General features: G+C 68.9%; 19 protein-coding genes. 14 read left to right on the top strand and 5 right to left on the bottom strand.

The features are described 5' to 3' along the window. Window positions 1-31: 31 nt before the first annotated feature. The 7 genes from dapB to ACTWQN_RS20005 all read left to right on the top strand — a co-directional run bounded on the left by dapB (window position 32) and on the right by ACTWQN_RS20005 (window position 7,140). Window positions 32-784, top strand: a complete 753-nt coding sequence (dapB, locus tag ACTWQN_RS20035) for a 4-hydroxy-tetrahydrodipicolinate reductase (protein WP_443205032.1) — start codon at window positions 32-34, stop codon at window positions 782-784. Further along, entirely contained in the window at window positions 785-1,258 is a 474-nt protein-coding gene (locus ACTWQN_RS20030) for a hypothetical protein (RefSeq protein ID WP_443205031.1), read from the top strand. It abuts the gene before it with no gap. A gap of 449 nt (window positions 1,259-1,707) precedes the next feature. After that, window positions 1,708-3,528 carry a hypothetical protein gene (locus tag ACTWQN_RS20025; protein WP_443205030.1) on the top strand — a complete coding sequence of 607 codons (1,821 nt, stop codon included), beginning with the start codon at window positions 1,708-1,710 and terminating at the stop codon, window positions 3,526-3,528. A gap of 95 nt (window positions 3,529-3,623) precedes the next feature. Continuing rightward, window positions 3,624-5,312, top strand: coding sequence for a hypothetical protein (locus ACTWQN_RS20020; protein WP_443205029.1), 1,689 nt, complete (start codon window positions 3,624-3,626; stop codon window positions 5,310-5,312). A gap of 37 nt (window positions 5,313-5,349) precedes the next feature. After that, window positions 5,350-6,585 (top strand): YeeE/YedE family protein, encoded by a 1,236-nt coding sequence (locus ACTWQN_RS20015; protein WP_443205028.1) that lies wholly within the window; start codon window positions 5,350-5,352, stop codon window positions 6,583-6,585. A 46-nt stretch (window positions 6,586-6,631) separates the two neighbouring features. Beyond that, window positions 6,632-6,823 (top strand): hypothetical protein, encoded by a 192-nt coding sequence (locus ACTWQN_RS20010; RefSeq protein WP_443205027.1) that lies wholly within the window; start codon window positions 6,632-6,634, stop codon window positions 6,821-6,823. A gap of 83 nt (window positions 6,824-6,906) precedes the next feature. Beyond that, window positions 6,907-7,140 (top strand): hypothetical protein, encoded by a 234-nt coding sequence (locus ACTWQN_RS20005; RefSeq protein WP_443205026.1) that lies wholly within the window; start codon window positions 6,907-6,909, stop codon window positions 7,138-7,140. A gap of 441 nt (window positions 7,141-7,581) precedes the next feature. On the opposite strand, the gene ACTWQN_RS20000 is transcribed toward ACTWQN_RS20005, so the two are convergent. Then, window positions 7,582-8,070, bottom strand: coding sequence for a VTT domain-containing protein (locus tag ACTWQN_RS20000; protein WP_443205025.1), 489 nt, complete (start codon window positions 8,068-8,070; stop codon window positions 7,582-7,584). Window positions 8,071-8,153: 83 nt separating this feature from the next. Continuing rightward, window positions 8,154-8,714: a GNAT family N-acetyltransferase gene (locus ACTWQN_RS19995; RefSeq protein WP_443205024.1), complete on the bottom strand. Its 561-nt coding sequence runs from the start codon at window positions 8,712-8,714 to the stop codon at window positions 8,154-8,156. A gap of 167 nt (window positions 8,715-8,881) precedes the next feature. Here ACTWQN_RS19995 and ACTWQN_RS19990 point away from each other — a divergent pair, with 167 nt between their 5' ends. Then, window positions 8,882-10,093, top strand: coding sequence for a winged helix-turn-helix domain-containing protein (locus ACTWQN_RS19990; RefSeq protein WP_443205023.1), 1,212 nt, complete (start codon window positions 8,882-8,884; stop codon window positions 10,091-10,093). Window positions 10,094-10,150: 57 nt separating this feature from the next. Here ACTWQN_RS19990 and ACTWQN_RS19985 read toward each other — a convergent pair whose 3' ends face one another. Then, entirely contained in the window at window positions 10,151-10,525 is a 375-nt protein-coding gene (locus ACTWQN_RS19985; RefSeq protein ID WP_443205022.1) for a winged helix-turn-helix transcriptional regulator, read from the bottom strand. A 373-nt stretch (window positions 10,526-10,898) separates the two neighbouring features. Here ACTWQN_RS19985 and ACTWQN_RS19980 point away from each other — a divergent pair, with 373 nt between their 5' ends. Further along, window positions 10,899-11,555 (top strand): NADPH-dependent F420 reductase, encoded by a 657-nt coding sequence (locus ACTWQN_RS19980; RefSeq protein WP_443205021.1) that lies wholly within the window; start codon window positions 10,899-10,901, stop codon window positions 11,553-11,555. A gap of 85 nt (window positions 11,556-11,640) precedes the next feature. On the opposite strand, the gene ACTWQN_RS19975 is transcribed toward ACTWQN_RS19980, so the two are convergent. After that, window positions 11,641-12,624, bottom strand: a complete 984-nt coding sequence (locus tag ACTWQN_RS19975; RefSeq protein ID WP_443205020.1) for a DUF4097 family beta strand repeat-containing protein — start codon at window positions 12,622-12,624, stop codon at window positions 11,641-11,643. Between the two features lie 242 nt (window positions 12,625-12,866). Continuing rightward, window positions 12,867-13,430, bottom strand: a complete 564-nt coding sequence (locus tag ACTWQN_RS19970; RefSeq protein ID WP_443205019.1) for a toxin-antitoxin system HicB family antitoxin — start codon at window positions 13,428-13,430, stop codon at window positions 12,867-12,869. A 165-nt stretch (window positions 13,431-13,595) separates the two neighbouring features. Here ACTWQN_RS19970 and thyX point away from each other — a divergent pair, with 165 nt between their 5' ends. The 5 genes from thyX to ACTWQN_RS19945 all read left to right on the top strand — a co-directional run bounded on the left by thyX (window position 13,596) and on the right by ACTWQN_RS19945 (window position 19,556). Then, window positions 13,596-14,348, top strand: coding sequence for an FAD-dependent thymidylate synthase (gene thyX, locus ACTWQN_RS19965; RefSeq protein WP_443205018.1), 753 nt, complete (start codon window positions 13,596-13,598; stop codon window positions 14,346-14,348). Between the two features lie 186 nt (window positions 14,349-14,534). Next, window positions 14,535-16,025: a serine/threonine-protein kinase gene (locus tag ACTWQN_RS19960; protein WP_443205017.1), complete on the top strand. Its 1,491-nt coding sequence runs from the start codon at window positions 14,535-14,537 to the stop codon at window positions 16,023-16,025. A gap of 44 nt (window positions 16,026-16,069) precedes the next feature. Next, window positions 16,070-16,696, top strand: a complete 627-nt coding sequence (locus ACTWQN_RS19955) for a TIGR03085 family metal-binding protein (protein ID WP_443205016.1) — start codon at window positions 16,070-16,072, stop codon at window positions 16,694-16,696. Window positions 16,697-16,891: 195 nt separating this feature from the next. After that, window positions 16,892-17,824: a 4-hydroxy-tetrahydrodipicolinate synthase gene (gene dapA, locus ACTWQN_RS19950; RefSeq protein WP_443205015.1), complete on the top strand. Its 933-nt coding sequence runs from the start codon at window positions 16,892-16,894 to the stop codon at window positions 17,822-17,824. Between the two features lie 7 nt (window positions 17,825-17,831). Next, window positions 17,832-19,556, top strand: coding sequence for a ribonuclease J (locus ACTWQN_RS19945; protein WP_443205014.1), 1,725 nt, complete (start codon window positions 17,832-17,834; stop codon window positions 19,554-19,556). The last annotated feature ends 6 nt before the right edge of the window (window positions 19,557-19,562 follow it).

Below are 19,562 nucleotides of genomic sequence, written 5' to 3'. Positions count from 1 at the left end.
TTCGGCGTCGAGGTGGAGAGGTAGTCGTCACGTGAACAGCCCGATCAAGGTCGGTGTGTTGGGCGCCCAAGGGCGGATGGGATCCGAGGCGGTTCGCGCGGTCGGCGAGGCATCCGACACCGAACTGGTGGCCGCGATCGACCGTGAAGACGACCTGACCGAGCTGGTCGAGGGCGGCGCGCAGGTCGCCGTCGACTTCACCCATCCCGACGCGGTGCTGGACAACATCCGGTTCTGCGTCGAAAACGGCATCCACGTGGTGGTCGGCACCAGCGGACTGGGGACCCCGGAGCTGGACGCCGTGCGGTCGTGGCTGGCCGAACGCCCGGAGGTCGCGGTGCTGGTCGCGCCGAACTTCGCCATCGGCGCGGTATTGTCGATGCGCTTCGCCGAGCTGGCCGCGAAGTTCTTCGAGTCCGTGGAGATCATCGAACTGCACCACCCGAAGAAGGCCGACGCCCCGTCCGGGACGGCCGCGCGCACCGCGCAGGTGATCGCGCAGGCACGCGCCGCCGCCGAGTTGGGCGCCGTGCCGGACGCGACGACCAAGGAACTCGACGGTGCCCGCGGCGCCCAGGTCGACGGGGTTCGGGTGCACTCGGTGCGGATGACCGGTCTCGTCGCGCACCAGGAGGTGCTCTTCGGCACCGAGGACGAAACCCTGACGATCCGGCACGACTCCTACGACCGGAGCTCGTTCATGCCGGGCGTGCTGCTGGCGGTCCGCGAGGTGGGCGCCCGGCCTGGCCTCACCGTCGGTCTCGACGCATTGATGGGGCTCTGAGTGGCTGAGCAGCGCCGACTGGTGAACCCGCGGACGTCCGCGTTCGTGGTCGCCATCGTGCTGCTCGGCTACCTGGTGCTGATGGGCGACCGCGCGATCACCATGATCGTCAGCGGGCAGCCGGTGTTCATCGCGCTCGGATTGGCGATCCTGGTGCTGCCGATACTCGGGGCCGTGCTGGTCGTCGATCAGCTGCGGTTCGGGGTGGCCACCGAACGGCTCGCGCGACGGCTCCACGACGAGGACGCCCTGCCCGATGTTTCGCACCTGCCGCGGCGGCCCTCGGGCCGCGTCGAACGGGACGCGGCCGACGCGTGGTTCGACGAGAAGCAGGCCGAACTCGAAGCCGCACCGCAGGATTGGCGCCGGTGGTTCGCGCTGGCGCAGGCCTACGACTTGGCCGGTGACCGCAATCGCGGCCGCAAGGCGATGCGCCACGCGATCGAGCTGGCGCGCGAAGACCCGGCGCGGTAACGCGATTGTCCGCCGCGCCGGGGTTTTCGAAAAATCGCGCGATGAGCGCGGCAAGGTAAGCGTGTTGTGTTAACTCCTCTACCGCTTTCCGGGTGAACGCGTTCCCGTACTGCGCTTTTCCGGGTAACGAATCCTTGCCGATCTCACCAAGTGGTTGGTCCATTGACAGCGCGGCCGGTGATCCCGATCATTTCTGCCATGTCTAGGTCCGCCACTCTGGTGGCTCGCCTGCACGTCGATTTGGTGCAGCAGGCCAGCGCTCTCTGTTGCGTTCGTTAGAACTCGCCTTTCGCGGAACCGGGTTCGGCGCGCCAAGGCGGGTTTTGCCCGGTCCGATGTGTTCCCCACGGCACGGCCTTTTTCTTCGCTAGCACCGCGTTCTCAAGCCGCGGTCGGTGGTGTTCCGGCGTGCCGTCAGTCGGGTATTTCCACGGAATCTCGGAGCACAAATGAAGATACGTTTTCGAAGAGTGCCAACCGGTCTGGCAGCTTTGGCGCTGGCCGTCGGTGCTGTCACGCTACCGGTGCAGGATGCCTACGCGGACGTCGAAGTTTCCACCCAATCCATCAAAGGCGCCGACGGCAAGGATTACACGGTCACCAACCACCTGGTGAAAAGCGCGCTGGAGAAGTCGCAGTCCGACGGCAAGCGCAAGGAATGGTTGCTGGTCTGGGCCGGTGACGAGAACATCGCCGACACCGTGGTGCCCGACGTGCGGAACCTGCCGGGATCGCTCGGCGGTGGACTCGGCAAGGTCGCCAATGCCGCGCCCGGCCCGGACTTCCTCGCGGTCATCGACGCGACCCCCGGATCGGCCGGTTACGGCCAGGTGGTCAACACCATCACCGTCGGGCCGCTGGTGGAAAACGAGCCGCACCACATGCAATACGTGTGGCACAAGGGCGACACCATTTACGCGGGCGCGTTGTTCGGCGCGGCCACCTACGCCTTCGATGTGACGGCATTGCCGAACGTGAAGCTCAAAGGCATCAGCCTGCCGTCGCAAACCCTCGGCGGCTCGGTGCCGGACGCGTACTGGGTACTGCGGGACGGCACGGCGTACGCGACCTACATGGGCGGCCCGGTCGCACCGGGGCCGTACCGGTACGACGACGGCTCGGTGCACATCGGCAACGGATTCGCCGGAAGCCCCGGTGAAGTCGTGCGGTTCGACGAGAACGCCAAGGTGCTCTCGCAGTCCCCGGCGGCGACCCCGGGCGGCGACAACCCGAAGCTGTGCGCGAACCTGCCGACGATCGGCGAGCCGACCTGCGCCAACCCGCACGGCATCCAGGCCCGCGAGGACCTGAACACGCTGGTGACCGCCGACTACGTCGAACCCCGCAACATCATCCTCGACCCGGTGAAGGCGCCTTCGCCGTACCTGCGTCGGCCCACGGTGCGCACCTGGGACATCTCCGACCGCAACCACCCGAAGCTGAAGGCGGTGTCCTACCTGCCGGACGGGCCGCGCGGTGATCCGGCCGATCCGCTGCACCAGGAAAGCCGTGCCGTGATGGAGACGACCGTCACCAACCTGCCCGGCCACAAGGGCGCTTTCGCCCAGACCATGCAGGGCGGCGCGGTCTTCTACACGCCGGACATCACCGCGGCCGAGCCGCACTGGCGGCAGGTGTTCGACGACGGCACCGCAAACCCCGGCTTCGACGCGGCCAACGACCGCAACGGTGGCAGCTCCAACGGTGGGTGGATCCAGACCAGCCCGGACGACCGGTTCCTGTACCGGGCGATCGTGGGACGCCAGCCCGGCACGCTCGGCGCGGACGACCCCGGCACCACCGGCGGCGTCTACGTGCTGGACATCGCCAAGCTCGTCGGTGCGGGTGACGGCTACCAGTGCTCGATCGACACCAAGCAGGAAGCCGAGTACGGCGGCGCCGAGGCCGACTGCCCGACGCTGGCCGGAGCCGCCCCGATCAACCCGGGGCAGCCGGGAGCCGGACCGCACTGGGGCGCGTACGACAACTTCGTGCTCGGCCAGGACGGCTTCTACCACGAAACGTCGCAGCCGCAGCGGTTGGCGGTGTCGAACTACTTCGTCGCCCGGTCCGGTTTGGACGGTGACCACAAGGTCAACGTCCTGCACCTCGGGCCCGACGGCTCGGTGTCGGTCGACGACGCGTTCCGCGACGAGGTGACCGGCGAGGTCGGCGTCAACTTCAACCGGCGGTCCTGGCCGCACGGGGAGTTCGGCAACGCCAAGCCGCACTCGGAGCTGTTCGTGGTCGCTGACTCCGACGTCAAGTAGACCGCGCCGGTGGCGCCGTCCCGCACGCCCGGCGCCACCGGCGCAACTCCTTTCCACCAGCAGAACACCCGACATCCGCTCCAGCGGCTGCGGCAATGACGAGAACGCGAGTGGCGATGGATGACATGCACGCCCACACCGGAGTGTCCAGTGTGGACCTGTTGGCTTTGGCGCTGCGGGTGCTCCTGCTGACGAGCACCGCACTGGTCGCCGGAATCGGCCTGCTGCGCACGGTCGTGGCGGTGCCGCCCCGGCTGGCCTGGGTCGCCGGTGGTGTCGCCGCCCTGATCAGCGCGTGGTCGGCCGTCGTGCTCGACATCAACATCGGTTTCGCCGTGGCGCACGCCGTTCTCGCGCTGGCGGTGCCGATCTGCTTGCGGTGGCGGTCCGCGGCCACCTACCTCGGGTTCGGGTTGACCCTGCTGCTGATCGCCGAGGCCGGTCTCGGACATTCGTCCCTCGCGTTCTTCTTCGACACCGTGTTCGCGGCCGTCGCGGTGGTCTGGTTCGGTTTCGCCGCCGGATCCTGGCGGGACGACAGCGGACTGCGGCCGGGGCCGGTGGCCTTGACCGCGGCGTTGGCGCTGGCCGCCGCCGGTATCGGGCAGTTGCTGCTGTCGGGCCTGCTCGACCGGCGCTTGGTGGACAGCGCCTACGGTCTGGTGCTGGTCGGGCTCGTCGTAGCGTCGTTGGGCGTTCTGGTGCTGACCGCGGTGCTCCGCGACCTCCGGCGGGTTTATCGGCTGGGCGCGGTGGGTGTGCTGGGCGCGGTCGTCGCGTGGACCGCGCTGCCCGGCATTCCGCTGCCGCACGACCTACCGGTGCCAGGCGTCCCGCGGCTCGCCTCGGCCGCCGGGACCCCGGTGCTGGTCAGTCCGCATCGGCCGGGCCGCAACCTGGTGCACTTCCCGGCGAGCGCGGGATTGGACGTAGCCGTGGAATCCGGCAGTGTCCTCGCCCGCGCCGTGCCCCGACCGGGCAGTTCGGGCACCTGGGCCGAGATCGAACTGCCCGCCGGGCGCAGCGACATCGTGGTGCGCCACGGCGCCGAACAGGACTCGGTGGACGTCGACACCGGTGAGCTCCCGGCCCTGCCAGCCGCTTTCGGCGCGGACGGACCGGAGTGCGCGAGCGCCGCCCTGGGCGGGATCGTCGCCGGATCCACCACCGAGCTCGACCGCTGCCCGGCCGACGAGCTGTCCGCGGAGGACGACGATGCGCTGCGCAAACAGGTCGGGTACCTGGCCTCCGCCGCGGTGCCGTCGATCAACGTCGTCGGAGACGATTCGCCGCGGGCACGAGCAGCGGCTGAGATCGTGACCGCCCAAGCCCGGCAACGGGGCCTGGCGGTGCGCGACGATCCAGGCGGCGCGCTGGTCGTGGTGTCCGGGTGGTCCCGTGCCGCCGAGACGCTCGAAGCCGTAGCCGACGGGCCGGGCTACATCTACGGCGTTCACCTCGCCCCGTGGCTGCTGCACGGTCCGGTGGTGAACTCGGTGGCTGGATCGTCGATCCCGCTGCGCTTCGACCCGCGCGATCAGCGTTCGCTCACCTACGGCATGACGGTGGCCAGCGCATTCGGTGGCGAACCGCCCTCGCTGGCCGGATTTCGCCGCTGGCTGGCAGCGCGCCAGGAGAACCTGACCGGCGAGGTCGCGATCTACGCGTCTGCCCAGGTGGACGTGATGCAGATGGCCAACCACGAGCACGGCGGTTCCGCCGCTGGCCAGTGGATTCGGCAAGGCACCATCGTCGCGATCTCCGGCCCCCTCTCATCGAGCTGACGCGAAATCGCGCCGCAATCCAGAACCAGGAGTGCTCATGTCTGTTGTGGACATATCGCGTCCGGTCGCCGCGCCGGTGCAGGCCCCACCCGCCCAGCGCGGCGTGGTCGCGATCGGGATCGCGGTCGCCGTCGTGGTGGGCTTCGCCGTCAACAATGCCGCCGGGTGGAAGCTCACCGTGCTGTACGCGCTCGGCCTCGCGCTGGGGCTCGTGCTGTTCCACTCGCGGTTCGGGTTCACCTCGGCTTGGCGGCAGTTGGTGACCGTCGGTCAGGGCCGCGCGATCCGCGCCCACATGCTGATGCTGGGCGCCGCTTGCCTGCTGTTCGCCGTGATCCTCGGCAGCGGGGTGAGCCTGTCCGGGACGCCGGCGGGAACCGTGGCACCCGCCGGGCTCGGCGTGGTGCTCGGCGCCTTCCTGTTCGGCGTCGGCATGCAGGTCGGCGGCTCGTGCGCGTCCGGGACGCTGTTCGCGGTGGGCAGCGGGCAAACCGCGATCCTGTTCACCCTCGGCGGTTTCATCGCCGGTTCGGTCGCGAGCGCGTTCGTCGCCGACTGGATCAGGGCGGTCCAGAACACCGGGCCCACCGTCTCGCTGGCCAACACCCCGCTCGGCTACGTCGGCGCTGTCGTCATCTCGTTGCTGATCATCGGTGCCGTCTTCGCCGTGTCACTGCTCATCGAGCGTCGCCGAACACCGCCGCCGATCGAACAACCGCCGACCGAGCGGGGTGTGCTTCGCGTGCTGCGCGGATCGTGGCCGTTGTGGGTCGGGGCGCTGCTGCTCGCCGGGTTCAACGCACTGACCCTGTTCGTGTCCGGGCAGGCCTGGGGCATCACCTCGGCATTCGGCTTGTGGGGCGCGAAGATCCTGGCCTGGGTCGGGATCGACATCTCGGGCGCCCAGTTCTGGAGCGTGCCGGAGAACACCGCGAAGCTGTCGGCCTCGGTGCTCACCGACCGGGTTTCGGTGATGGACTTCGGCATCATGATCGGCGCGCTCATCGCCGCCGCGCTCGCCGGAGCGTTCACCCTGCACCGCCACATCCCGTGGCGGCTCGCGGTCGGCGCGGTGCTCGGCGGCATCCTCATGGGTTTCGGCGCCAGGCTCGCCGGTGGCTGCAACATCGGCGCCTACTTCTCGGGCGTGGCCTCGTTCAGCCTGCACGGCTGGTTGTGGGGCGCGATGGCCATCATCGGCACCTACGCCGGGATCACGCTGCGACCGCTGTTCGGCCTCACCAATCCCAAACCGTCCGACTCGGTTTGCTGATCTTCCACGCTGAAACCAGCTGGAGCACCGGAAAAAGGGAGGAACCTTGTCGAAAACGAGCTACCGGTTCGCCGCCGCGGCCGTGGCCGCGCTCGCGGCCTGCCTGCTGACCGGCGGAGTCGCTGCCGCCGAGCCGATCTGGGTCGCACCCGGCGTCGACCTGGGCGCGCTGCTGGGTCCGACGGTCCAGTTGCCCACCCAACTGCTGCAGCCGATCGTCGGCTTGCTGGGCGGCTAGCCGGTTCGGTGCGCATCGCCCTGCGCGGTTCGGCGAGCGCAGGCGGAACTTGCCTCTTCAAGATCAACCGAAAGGATGTTTCCATGAACCGGATCGCATGCCGTGCCCTCACCGCCTCGCTGCTGGCCGGGGCCGCCTTGTTGAGCACCGGCCCGGCGGCCCTCGCCGACGCTCCTCAGCAAGACGGGGTCGCGATCGTCGACGAGCCGGACACCGGCGACCTGAACAACAAGTGGACCTTCGCGCCGCTGGGCGTCCCGGTCTTCGGCCTGATCGACTCGATAACCGGCGTACCAGGCCGCCTAGGCCTGATCTAACGCCCGACACCTCCGTCGAAAACCCCAAGCGGCCAGCCAAGCTGCACAAGTTTCGCCCAGCGGCACGTCTGGCCCTTCACTCATTACCCGTCCAAGTAGCCCGCGCGATCGCGGCTTCGCTTGGCGTTCGTGCTCACTGATCGAGTGGTGGGTGAAGGGCACCTTTTGCCAAGTTACTTGGTGAAAGGTGCCCTTCACCTCGTTCTCGTTGTTGTGGGGTGCGGCGGTGTTGGTTGTGTGGTGGTGCTGGACGGGTCGTTGCTGCGAACGAGATGGTGCTGCTGGTTGGGGAGGTCGGCGTGAAGTCGCCTGCCCGACCGCGGTGCGTGAGTGCCGTGCCGCTGTTTCAGGGACTGGCGTTGGGGTTTCGCTTGCCGCCGCGAGGCGGGTGAACCGAGTGGGCGTGGACCGGTTTGGTGGAATTGGTTGTTGGCAGGTGGGTCAGAGCCAGGCGATGACCACTCCTGGGGCGATCGCGAGGGCACCGAAGCGGACGAAGCGGCCGACGAAGCCGGTTATCAGGAACGTGGCCACCGGAACCTTGGCCCAGCCCGCGATCACCGCGACCGCGGCGAACGGCGGCAGGCTCGCGAGTGCGCTGATCAGCAACACCGCGCCGGTCCAAACCGGGCGTCGGTGGCAGTTTTCCCGGAACTTCTCCAGCCAACCGCGCCACCGGCCCTTGCCTCCGCCTTCGCTCTTGCGCCGGAGCATCCGGGGCAATCGGATCACGCCCCGCGCCGCGTAGTAGTGCAGCAGCTTCCCGCCGATCTGGCCGGTGGCGATGACCACCGCCAACAACCACCACGGGATGTCCGGTCCCTTGAGCACCAGACCGATCGCGAACAGTTCGATACTGATCAACGGGAGCAGCGCGGAAGCCACCGACACCCCGAAAGTGGTGGACAGCAACCCGATCACGGTCAGCACGATCGCTCCCAGCGTTCGGACCAGTTGGCGGAAAGGCTAGCAACCCACGCACGCCCTGCTCGGGCGGACGTAGCCGACGTTCATCAGTTCTCGAACTGCAATTCCATTGGGCCCGACAGCCGCAACTCGCGCAGCGGCCGACCACCAGCGTCCAATGTCCGTACCGTACCGTCCGGAGCCCAGCCCGCACTGCGGAAAAAGGCCATTGACGCCGTGTCGGCCTCCGGAATCCACGCGATGCCCCGGGTGGCGCCCTCGGCGGCCAGCCGCTGCGCCATGGCACCGAGCAACCGACCTCCGTGGCCGCGGCGTCCCCAGCGCGGCTCCACCAGCAGCGTGCTGACCAGCGCGACTGTTGGTGCATCCGGCGGCACCGTGCCGTCGGCCGCCGCGGTTTCGGCCTCCGGCGCCGGGCCCGCCGCGCAGAAACCCACGATCCAGGGACCTTCCGTCGCGACCAACACCGCAGCCGGACCGCTCGTCAGGGTCTGCTGCCACTCCCGTTCGGTCTCCGCGTTGTCCAAGCCCTCCAGCACGGCGGGCGGCAACAGTTCGGTGAACGCGGTGCGCCAAGTCGTCAGCTGGATGCGAGCGATCTCGGCGGCATCGGGAGGCGCCGCGACCCGCACGTGGGCTTCAGCCATGGCGACAACCTAACGTGCCCGACCAGTCACCGAACCGGCGCCCGAGCCCGCCCGCGATGCCCGGTCCCGCAGTGCCAGGTTCGGGTGAAATCACCGGTCGCGTCGCTTTGATCCGGCGCTGCACTGGTTTGTCAGGGGCGGCTGGCACGATCGGACGGGTGCAGACCATGAGCCGTGACTCCGCGCGCCGACTCGCCCTGGCCGCCCAGGGCTTCGCCGACCCAGCACCGCGCGGTGAGGTGACCCGCCGACACCTGCAGCGCGCGCTGTCGCGCACCAAGCTCCTGCAGTTGGATTCGGTCAACGTCGCCGTCCGCGCCCACTACATGCCGCTGTTCAGCCGACTCGGCGCCTACTCGGCGGATCTCGTCGACACGGCGGCCTGGTCGCAGCGGGCACGGCAACCGCGGCTGCTGGTCGAGTACTGGGCGCACGAAGCGTCGCTCATCCCGGTCGAGGACTGGCCGCTGCTGCGCTGGCGCATGCGGGAGTACGGCGGCAGCTGGCGGCGGCGAAGCCGCGAACTGCTGGAACGCGCGCCCGAGCTCATCGACGACGTGCTGACCGCGGTCAAGGAACTCGGGCCGATCGGCGCGGGCAGCCTGGAACGCGAACTCGGTGGGGGTGCAGCCCGTGGGCGCGGAGCGTGGTGGAACCGCAGCGACACGAAACGGGTCTGCGAACTGCTGTTCGCGATGGGGGAGCTGACCACCGGTACCCGCCGCAGCTTCGAACGCCTCTACGACTTGCCCGAACGAGTGCTGCCCGCGCAGGTGCTCGCACACGAACCGGACGACGACGAGGCGATCCGCGCATTGGTGGAACGCTCCGCGCATGCGCTCGGCGTCGCCACCGAACCGGACCTGCGGGACTACTACCGGCTTTCACCCGCGCAGTCCCAGCAGGCGGTGGCCGAACTCGTCGAGGACGGCGTGCTGGAGCCTGTCGCGGTGCAGGGCTGGCGGCAGCCCGCATACCGCCACGCTGCGACGCGCATTCCGAGGAAGATCACCGGTCGCGCGCTGCTCTGCCCGTTTGACCCGCTGATCTGGGAACGTTCCCGTGCCGAACGGCTTTTCGACTTCCGCTACCGCATCGAGATCTACGTGCCCGAAGCCAAGCGGCAGTACGGCTACTACGTCTTTCCCTTCCTCCTGGACGGTGAACTCGTGGCCCGCGTTGACCTGAAAGCCGACCGTGCCGCTGGTGTGCTCCGGGTCCCCGGGGCTTTCGTCGAACCCGGCCGCGATCCGGCCAGGGTGGTGCTCGAACTCTCCGCCGCGTTGCGCGAAATGGCGTCCTGGCTCGGCCTCGATGACGTCGTAGTCGGCGGCAAGGGTGGTCTCGCTCCGGCACTAAGCAGCGCTATGCGGCGGTGATGGGACTCGGTAGTACTGCCGGTTGCTGGGCAGTCCTGCCGCTGGCGGCGGTGGGCGTCAGCTCGCGCGGGCGTCTTCTGCTTCTTGGGCTGCCATGACCGCGTCGCCGTGGCGAAATCCCCACTCGCCGAGCGCCCCGATCGGTCCCAGCAGGCTTTCGCCGAGCTCGGTCAGCCGGTACTCGACCCGAGGCGGTGCCTCCCGGTAGCTGCACCTGGCGATCAGGCCGTTGTACTGGAGTCTCCGCAGCGTCTCGGCGAGCACCTTCGTGCGGATCCCGCCGATGCGCTGCCGCAGGTCGACGGGTCGCAGCGGCCCGCCGCGCAGTGCCCAGAGCACCACCGGGTTCCACGTGTTGGCGACCAGGTCAAACGCCAGCCGGGCCCGGCAGTCGGCCAGATAGTCGCCGTTCGCGGGGAACATCTCGGTCATCGGCTCCTCCTCACCTGCGCGCATCCCATTCTGCCGTGCGGTCAGGCACCGTTCGGTACCTATCGACCTCCCTAACATCCGGTGACAACCCACTTGGGTACCCAGAACCTGTCCCTGAACTCGTTTTGCGTTGCGGTGGGGGTGACGGAACCTCGGGCAGTGCCTGGGCCGGGGACTCCGCACCCCGGGCGATCTCGCTCTGGAGTCCCCGACTCATGCATGTCCGATACACCACGTCGTGGCATGCCTCCCAGAGAACTCCAGTGGGCAGAGTCTGAGAACCAGCGGCGGTGCGAGCGCCGTAGGTGGGCCAAGCGGCTTCGCCGCCCCAAAGAACAAAACAAGCACCCCCGATGACAGCTAGGAGAACTCGATGCGGATCGGAATTCTCGGTGCGGGCAACATGGCCGAGGCATTTGGTACACAGTGGACTCGTGCCGGTCACGAAGTGATGGCGAGCGGCCGCACCCCGGCGAAGACCCGAGCGCTCGCGGAACGGATCGGGCCGACCGCGCGTGCCGGAACCTGGGCGGAGGTCGCCGAGTTCGGAGAGGTGGTTCTGGTCGCCGTGCACGCCCCGGCGGTTCCCGAGGTGTTGTCGGCTGCCGGTGCCGAGTCCGCAGCGCTCCGGGACAAGGTGCTGATCGACTGCACCAATCCGATCGCTTTCGACCGGTTCACCTTGGACATCCCGGGTGGCGGTTCGTCGATGGCGAAACGGATCGCCGAACTGGCGCCCGGAGCGCACGTGGTGAAGGCCTTCAACACCTGCCACGAATCGATTTGGCGGCTGACACCACCGGTTTTCGACGGCCGACCACTCGTGGTGCCGCTGTGCGGTGACAATCGCGACGCCGTTGCGACCGTTCGGTCGTTGGTGACCGATATTGGCTGCGAACCCGCCGACGGAGGCTCGTTGGAACGTGCGGCACTGCTGGAAGCCACCACGGCCTTCATGATCAGCCTGTGGTCCAAAGGAGTCGACGCGCAGGCAATGGTGCCGCCACACGAGTTCGCCAACGGATCCTGACTGGTCACGGCGAAGTGCCGGGTTGCGTCGACGGATCGGTCACTTCTCCGGTCGGTACCGGCGTGCACCCGGTGCTCGTCGGTGTTCAGGTAGCTGTCGTCAATACGGCATCACCAGTTCCTGTTCGGCCGAAGATTCGCAGCTTCGGCTCCTTGTCCGGGGCTTCGTCCGACACCACCAGGTCGCTGCTCGCGGTGCCGGTGGACGAGGTGAGATCGACCTCGGCGGACGTTCCGCGGTGGATCGACACCTGCAACTCACCGGACCCGGTGATCAACTCGACCTGCCCGGCCGATGCGTCCGCGACCGTCAGGTCACCGCTGCCGGACCGCACCAGCACATCGCCGGAGACGGCGCCGAGCCAGACGTTGCCGCTGCCAGTGGCCACCGACGACGCCGCGTCGATCGCCCCGATCTCGATGTCGCCGGTGCCGCTGCGCGCATGCACACCACCGACCATCGTGCCGAGCCGGAGCTGCCCGGAGCCGGACCGGACCGTGGCGCGATCCTCAGCCCGATCGATGGACACCGCACCGGAACCGGCTTGGACGTTGACCCGCCCGGCCGCCCCGGTGACGTTCACCTCGCCAGAGCTGGTGTGCACGCCCACCTCCGAGTCCCGCGGAGCGCGCACCTTGACGGCGAGTGGGACGTTGCGCAGCGGTGCGTTCGCCGGGGTCCGGATGGCAAGCCGGTTGCCGGTCAGATCGATCCGCGTCCGCCGCACGGCCTCGGCGATCGGCTCGCGCGGCCAGCGACCGCGCTCTACGTCGCCACCGGTGCGGATCCCGGACTCGCCGAACTGCTCGGTGACCCAGCTCAGCAGTCCGGTCAACCCGCCGCGCCAGTCCGGCCCGCCAGCGGCCGGGTCGTGCCGGACCTCGACGTGGGTGATCGCGGTCTCGGCCAACTCGACCACGACCGGCCCCAGGCTGTTGCCGATGTCGATGCGGATCGGCCCAGCGGTGTCGAAGTCTTGGCTGCGCACCAGTTCGGCGAGCTGTTCCTCCGCGCCCTGCCAGTCCTCGGGCTCGGTTGGGTCCGGGCCCGTGGTCTCGTCGTTCGTCATCGCGTTCCCCTCAAACTCGTTCCCTGTACCTGATTTGCGTAACGCCGGTGGCGGAACCCGCCGTTGAGCTCCTGTTGCTCGGCGGGTAGCGGAACTTCAGACGCCGTCTCGGCCCGGCGGGCCCGAGCACGTTCGCGAAGGGCGCTTTCAAGAACGGGCGGGCCTTGCGAGACGACATCTGAGAACCGCGGTGCGAACGAGTCCCGGACCGCGAGCGGCTGACGCCACTCCACGGCAGGGCCTCAGCCTTGAACCCAGCCGCGCACGCGCGAGCCGGGTTCGCCGCGCCACCGGCCACGCTGGCCGCCGGGCGGTCCCCATGGTCGGCCGCCGTGCCGTTGCCGCGGGTAGTCCCACGGGCCGCGCGGTCGGCCGGTGTGCAGCGCGCCCTGCACCGCCTGGGCGACCCAGGTGTTCAACGAGACGCCCTGGGTGGACGCGGCCTGTTCGGCCTGCGTCTTGATCTCTTCGAGCAGGCGCAGCGTGATGCGGCTGATGTCGCCGCTCTCGCCGCTCGGCGGGGGCGGTAGTGGCTCCGCGTCGTCCTCCACCGCGGATGGCGTGGAGCCACCGCTGACCACCACCCGGACGTCGCGTCCGTCGAGTCGGATGTCGACGACCTGGCCGTCCAGCTGGGTCGTCACCTCCGCCGCCAGGTCGGAGAGTGCGTTCATGATCGCCAGCCGCGCGGCCGGCTCGATCGCGCCGGACAGCACCGCCGCGGTCTGCCGGGTCTGGTCATCCCCGGCGGAGGCGGCGGAGGTGAGGTCCTCGCGAAGTTGGTCGATGTACGGGTTCAGATCCATGACACCACTATGACGCTAGCGATGACGTCATGCAATGACCCGATGGTGTCATCTGGCGTCACGGGATCTTGTCGGGCCCGCCGGTTACGCTCGATGCACACACCGGGGAGGCGCGCGCGGCAGTTCGCCGACCGCCGTGCGGAGCAGGAAAGGGGTTCGCCCGTCGTGACCGAGATCGTGCGGCCGAAAGTGCAGCTGATCGGCAAGACCGAGTTCTTCCCACCGGAGGACGTGGACTGGTCGACCGACACCGACGGCGGGCAGGCGCTGGCCGAATTCGCCGGTCGCGCGTGCTACCAGTCCTGGCGCAAGCCGAACCCGGCCACCGCCACCAACGCCGGGTACCTGCGGAACATCCTGGAGGTCGGTCACCTGTCCGTGCTGGAGCACGGCACGGTGTCGTTCTACCTGTCCGGGATGTCCCGCTCGCTGACCCACGAGCTGATCCGGCACCGGCACTTCTCCTACTCGCAGCTCTCGCAGCGGTACGTGCCCGAGCGCAATGCCGCGATGGTCGAGCCGGACGTCATCGCCGAGGACCCGGAACTGCACGAGAAGTTCGTCAAGGCGGCCGAGGCGAGCGTCGCCGCATACACCGAACTGCTGGCCGCGCTGGAGGAGAAGTTCGCCGACGAGCCGAAAGCGACGCTGCGCCGCAAGCAGGCCCGGCAGGCGGCCCGGTCGGTGCTGCCCAACGCGACCGAGACCCGGATCGTGGTCACCGGCAACTACCGGGCGTGGCGGCACTTCATCGCGATGCGCGCCTCCGAGCACGCCGACGTCGAGATCCGCGGCCTCGCCATCGAGTGCCTCCGGCAGTTGCAGAAGGCCGCGCCGAACGTCTTCAGCGACTTCGAGATCACCGTGCTGAAGGACGGCACCGAAGTGGCGTCCAGCCCGTTCGTCACCGAGGGCTGATTCGACGGCGCACCTCCCGCAACCGCCTCGCACCTCCCGCAACTGCGGAGCCCGCTGCGAAGACCGGCTCTCAGACGTCGCCTCCGGCGGTCGGGGTTTCAGGCTGGAACCGATCGAGCTGCCCTGTAGTCCAAGTGCTGGTCCAACTCATCTGATTGGATGATCGGCGAGGTAAAGGCGTGTGCGTTGCGTGATCGCGCACGGGATGCGGTGGAGGACGGCGCGGTGGTGGAGCAGCTCGGGCCCGGTTCGCAGGCGAGGATCATCGGCGGCCGGTACCAGGTGGTGCAGGAGATCGGCCGCGGCGGCATGGGGATTGTCTGGCGGGCCTGGGACCAGGTCATCGGCCGTGAGGTCGCGATCAAGGAACTGCACCTGCCGGACGGCGTGCCCCCAGCCGAGCGGCAGGTCTACGAGGAGCGGGTGCTCCGCGAGGCGCGCACCGCGGGACGGCTCAACGATCCGGCCGTGGTCACGGTGCACGACGTGCTGGCGGAATCCGGCACTACCTACATCGTGATGGAGCTGGTGCAGGCAATCACGCTCAGTCAGCACATCGCGCAGTGGGGACCGCTGCGCCCGGACCAGGCCGCCGACCTGACCCGCCAGGTGCTGTCCGCGCTGGAGTCCGCGCACGCGGCCGGGATCGTGCACCGCGACGTCAAACCGAGCAACATCATGGTGGCGGACGGACGGGTCAAGTTGGCCGATTTCGGCATCGCCCAGACCCTGGACGATCCGCGGCTGACCACCAGCGGTGCGATCGTCGGCTCGCCGTCGTTCATGGCGCCGGAGCGCATCCAGGGCGCCGACGCGTCCCCGGCCAGCGATCTGTGGTCGCTGGGCGCGACGCTGTTCTTCGCGGTCGAAGGCTGGATGCCGTTCGACCGGCAGACGACGGCCGCGACGCTGAACGCGGTGCTCAACGAGACACCCCGGTTGTCCCGGCCGCACGGCGTGATCGGTTCGGTGATCACCGGCCTGCTGATCACCGACCCACGAGCGCGGTTCACCGGCCCGCAGGTCCGCGCGCTGCTGGACAGCGTGCCCGCGGGCGGTGCGCCCGAGCAGACGCTGCCGGTAGGGGCACCCACCCGGGTCGCCCAGGATGCGCGACCGACGAGATCCCTTCGCCCGTGGCTGATCGCCACGGCGATCGCGGCCGTGGTGCTGTTCGTCGTCGGCGCCGTGATCGGACGATTCCTGCTGGTCGGCGGCGGTGCGCCCGCCGCGATGGAGCCGACCGTGGGCTACGGCAAGGGCGGCGAAGTCGAGGTCTTCGACCTGGGCAGTGATCGCTGCGGCGACGGCAAGATCGAGGCCGGTGCGCAGCTGCGCCAAGGCACCTCCTGCTCCGATGCGCACGACTTCGAGATCTACACCTACGGAGCGCCGTTCGGTTCCGGTGACTACGACATGGCCTATCCCGGCAGGGCCGCGCTGACCCGCTACGGCGAGGGGTACTGCTCGATCTACTTCGCCTCCGACGAGGTCGTCACGCTGAGCAAGGAGGCCGTCTTGCGCTTCGTCACGCTCATCCCCTCCGAGGAGTCCTGGAACGAGAAACGGCGCACCTCCACCGACGGCAACAACGAAACCGACGCTGGTTCGCAGGACATCTACTGCATCCTGTACGGCGCGGACGGGAGCAAGCTGCAGACGTCCGCCACGAAGTGATCGGCTGCCGCACGTCGCGGATCCGCCGTGACTAGAGTGGACGCATGGGTGTGGCCAGCGATGAGCGCCAGCAGTTGTGCGACCTGTTCGAGCGGCTCGGCCCGGACGCGCCGACGCTGTGCGACGGGTGGAATACCAAGGATCTCGCGGTGCACCTCGTGGTGCGCGAACGGCGCCCAGATGCGGTGGCCGGCAAGTTCGTGAAGGCGTTGGCCGATCGCAGTGAGCGCATCCAGAGCGAGTTGCGGGCGCTGTCCTGGCCGGAGCTGATCGACCAGATCCGGCAGGGTCCGCCGAAGTGGAACCCGCTCGGGTTCTCCGGCGTGGACGAGGCGGTGAACGCCGCCGAGTTCTACGTGCACCACGAGGACGTTCGGCGGGCCCAGCCGGACTGGCAGCCGCGCCCGTCCGACCCGGAGCGCGAAGACGCGCTGTGGAAGTCGTTGACCCGGGTGGCGAAGATGTTCTACGGGCGCAGCCCGGTGGGCGTCGTGCTGCGCCGCGCGGACGGAACCGAGATCGCGGCCAAGCGCGGCCCGCGCACCGTGCGCATCATCGGCGAGCCCAGTGAACTGATCCTGCACGCTTTCAGCCGTCGCGCCGCGAAGGTCATCTTCGAGGGCAACGACGCGGACGTGCTCGCGGTCGAGGACCTGCGCCGGTCCTTCTAGCCTCGGGCCGGGGCGGTACCGCGACGAGATCAACGGGTTAAACCCCGGACGCGGGCGCGGAAACTCGCTTGCGAGCCGCTTGGTGAACCGGAAGAAACGCGGTGTTCCCGGAGTGCGAACGCGGGGTTTCCGGAATGCTGCGCGAGGTCGGTCCGGCCGCGTTCAGCAGCGAACTCACCGGGTAGCGTCAGGACCATGACCGTCTGCCCCACTGCCACTCCGGGCCGCCCGTTCGGCCGCGTCCTGACCGCCATGGTCACGCCGTTCGACGAAGACGGAAAGCTCGACCTGAAGCTGGTGCAGGAACTCGCCACCTACCTCGTCGACACCGTCGGCAACGACGGGTTGGTCGTCAACGGCACCACCGGTGAGAGCCCCACGACCAGCGACCACGAGAAGGAGCAGTTGATCCGCGCCGTGGTCGACGCGGTCGGCGACCGCGCGACCGTGGTCGCCGGAGCGGGCACCAACAACACCGAGCACTCGGTCGAGCTGGCCCGCGCCGCGGAGAAGGCCGGCGCGCACGGCCTGCTGGTCGTCACGCCGTACTACTCGCGCCCACCGCAAGAGGGACTGTTCCAACACTTCTGGACGGTCGCCGACGGCACCGAATTGCCGGTGATGCTCTACGACATCCCGCCGCGCTCGGTGGTCCCGATCCAGGTCGACACGCTGAAGCGGCTCGCCGAGCACCCGCGGATCAAGGCGGTCAAGGACTCCAAGCACGACCTGTTGGCCGGTAGTGAGGTGATGGCCAGCACCGATCTCGCGTACTACTCGGGCGAGGACCCGCTGAACCTGCCTTGGCTGTCGGTCGGTGCGGTCGGTTTCGTCAGCGTGATCGGTCACGTGGTGGGGGACCGGTTGCGCAGGATGTTGGACGCTCACGAGGCGGGCGACGTGGCCGGTGCCCGGAACATCCACAATGGACTGTTGCCGGTGTACCGGTCGATGAACTTCGTCGGCGGGGTGATCTTCTCGAAGACGGCGATGCGGTTGTGCGGCTACGAGACCGGCCAGCCCCGACTGCCGCTGCCCGCCGCTACCGAGGAACAGGTGCGGTTGATCACCAGCGACCTGTGGGATGCTGGCCTCGTACTGGTCAATCCGGACGCCGCACAGAGGTGAAACAGCGTTGAGCGCAAAGGCGACAGCCACCGAGTACCACCCGGTGACGCCGATTTCATCGGCACCACCGCCCCCGTTGGCCGAAGGTGGACTGCGCGTGGTCGCGCTCGGCGGCATCGGCGAGGTCGGCCGCAACATGACCGTGTTCGAGTACGACGGCCGATTCCTGATCGTCGACTGCGGTGTGCTGTTCCCGGAGGACGACGCGCCCGGTGTGGATCTGATCCTGCCGGACTTCGCCGCGATCGAGAACCGGTTGGACGACATCGAGGCGCTGGTGCTCACGCACGGGCACGAGGACCACATCGGCGCGGTCCCTTTCCTGCTGCGGCTGCGGCCGGACCTGCCGGTGGTGGGTTCGAAGTTCACCCTCGCGCTGCTGGCCGCGAAGTGCCGCGAACACCGGTTGGACCCGGTGCTGGTCGAGGTGACCGAGGGCGAGCGCAGCACGCACGGCGGCTTCGACCTGGAGTTCTTCGCGGTCAACCACTCCATCCCGGACGCGCTGGCGGTCGCCATCCGGACTTCGGCCGGGGTTGTGCTGCACACCGGTGACATCAAGCTCGACCAGTTGCCGCTGGACAGCCGGTTGACCGATCTCGCCGGGTTCTCCCGGCTCGGCGACGAGGGCGTGGACCTGTTCCTGGTCGACTCCACGAACGCCGAGGTGCCGGGTTTCGTCACGCCGGAGCGCGAGATCGGTCCGGTGCTGGACCGGGTGATCGGCAAGGCCACCCAGCGGGTGATCGTCGCGTGCTTCGCCAGCCACGTGCACCGCGTGCAGCAGGTGCTCGAAGTGGCCGAGTCGCACGGCCGCAAGGTGTGCTTCGTGGGCCGTTCGATGGTGCGCAACATGGGCATCGCCACCGAGCTGGGCATGTTGCGGGTGCCGGACGGGCTGTTGGTGGATCTCGACGAGGCGCTGGCGATGCCCGAGCACATGGTTGCGTTCGTCTCCACCGGTTCGCAGGGCGAGCCGCTGTCGGCGCTGTCCCGGATGGCGCGCGGCGAGCACAAGCAGATCCGGATTCGCGCCGGGGACACGGTGGTGCTGGCGAGTTCGCTGATCCCCGGCAACGAGACCGCGGTGTTCGGCGTGGTCAACGGCCTGGTCCGGTTGGGTGCCGACGTGGTGCACCAGGGGCACGCGAAGGTGCACGTGTCGGGGCACGCTTCGGCCGGTGAGCTGCTCTACCTCTACAACGCGGTGCGGCCGAGCAACGTGATGCCGGTGCACGGCGAGTGGCGGCACCTGCGGGCCAACGCCGAGCTGGCGCGGCTGACCGGCGTTCCGGCGGATCGGGTGGTGATCGCCGAGGACGGGGTCGTGGTGGACCTGCTGGACGGGATCGCCAGCATCGCGGGCCGGGTCGAGGTCGGCCACGTATACGTCGATGGTCTGTCGGTGGGCGATGTCGGCGAGTCCACGCTGTCGGATCGGTTGGTGTTGGGCGAGGGCGGTTTCATCGCGATCACGGTGGCGGTGGAGGCGTCGACGGGTCGGGCGGTGTCGTCCCCGACGATCTCCGGGCGCGGCTTCTCGGACGACCCGAAGGCGCTGGACGACGTGGTGCCGCTGGTGGAGATGGAGCTGGCCCGCACCGAGGCCGAGGGCATCACCGACACCCACCGGATCGCCCAGGCGGTGCGCCGGGTGGTGGGCCGCTGGGTGGCCGAAACCTACCGGCGGCGGCCGATGATCGTGCCGAACGTGCTGCCGGTCGGATCCTGAGTTGAT

This window comes from Saccharopolyspora antiqui (assembly GCF_052246905.1).
Classification (GTDB): Bacteria; Actinomycetota; Actinomycetes; order Mycobacteriales; family Pseudonocardiaceae; genus Saccharopolyspora.
Note: the sequence above shows the minus strand (reverse complement) of the source record. Positions and strands in the feature narration are given on the sequence as shown.

Coding starts and splice junctions, on each gene's coding strand:
- ACTWQN_RS20025 (WP_443205030.1), top strand. CDS start 1,708: ATGAAGATACGTTTTCGAAGAGTGCCAACCGGTCTGGCAGCTTTGGCG.
- ACTWQN_RS20020 (WP_443205029.1), top strand. CDS start 3,624: ATGACGAGAACGCGAGTGGCGATGGATGACATGCACGCCCACACCGGA.
- ACTWQN_RS20015 (WP_443205028.1), top strand. CDS start 5,350: ATGTCTGTTGTGGACATATCGCGTCCGGTCGCCGCGCCGGTGCAGGCC.
- ACTWQN_RS20005 (WP_443205026.1), top strand. CDS start 6,907: ATGAACCGGATCGCATGCCGTGCCCTCACCGCCTCGCTGCTGGCCGGG.
- ACTWQN_RS19995 (WP_443205024.1), bottom strand. CDS start 8,714: ATGGCTGAAGCCCACGTGCGGGTCGCGGCGCCTCCCGATGCCGCCGAG.
- ACTWQN_RS19990 (WP_443205023.1), top strand. CDS start 8,882: ATGAGCCGTGACTCCGCGCGCCGACTCGCCCTGGCCGCCCAGGGCTTC.
- ACTWQN_RS19985 (WP_443205022.1), bottom strand. CDS start 10,525: ATGACCGAGATGTTCCCCGCGAACGGCGACTATCTGGCCGACTGCCGG.
- ACTWQN_RS19980 (WP_443205021.1), top strand. CDS start 10,899: ATGCGGATCGGAATTCTCGGTGCGGGCAACATGGCCGAGGCATTTGGT.
- ACTWQN_RS19975 (WP_443205020.1), bottom strand. CDS start 12,624: ATGACGAACGACGAGACCACGGGCCCGGACCCAACCGAGCCCGAGGAC.
- ACTWQN_RS19970 (WP_443205019.1), bottom strand. CDS start 13,430: ATGGATCTGAACCCGTACATCGACCAACTTCGCGAGGACCTCACCTCC.
- ACTWQN_RS19955 (WP_443205016.1), top strand. CDS start 16,070: ATGGGTGTGGCCAGCGATGAGCGCCAGCAGTTGTGCGACCTGTTCGAG.
- dapA (WP_443205015.1), top strand. CDS start 16,892: ATGACCGTCTGCCCCACTGCCACTCCGGGCCGCCCGTTCGGCCGCGTC.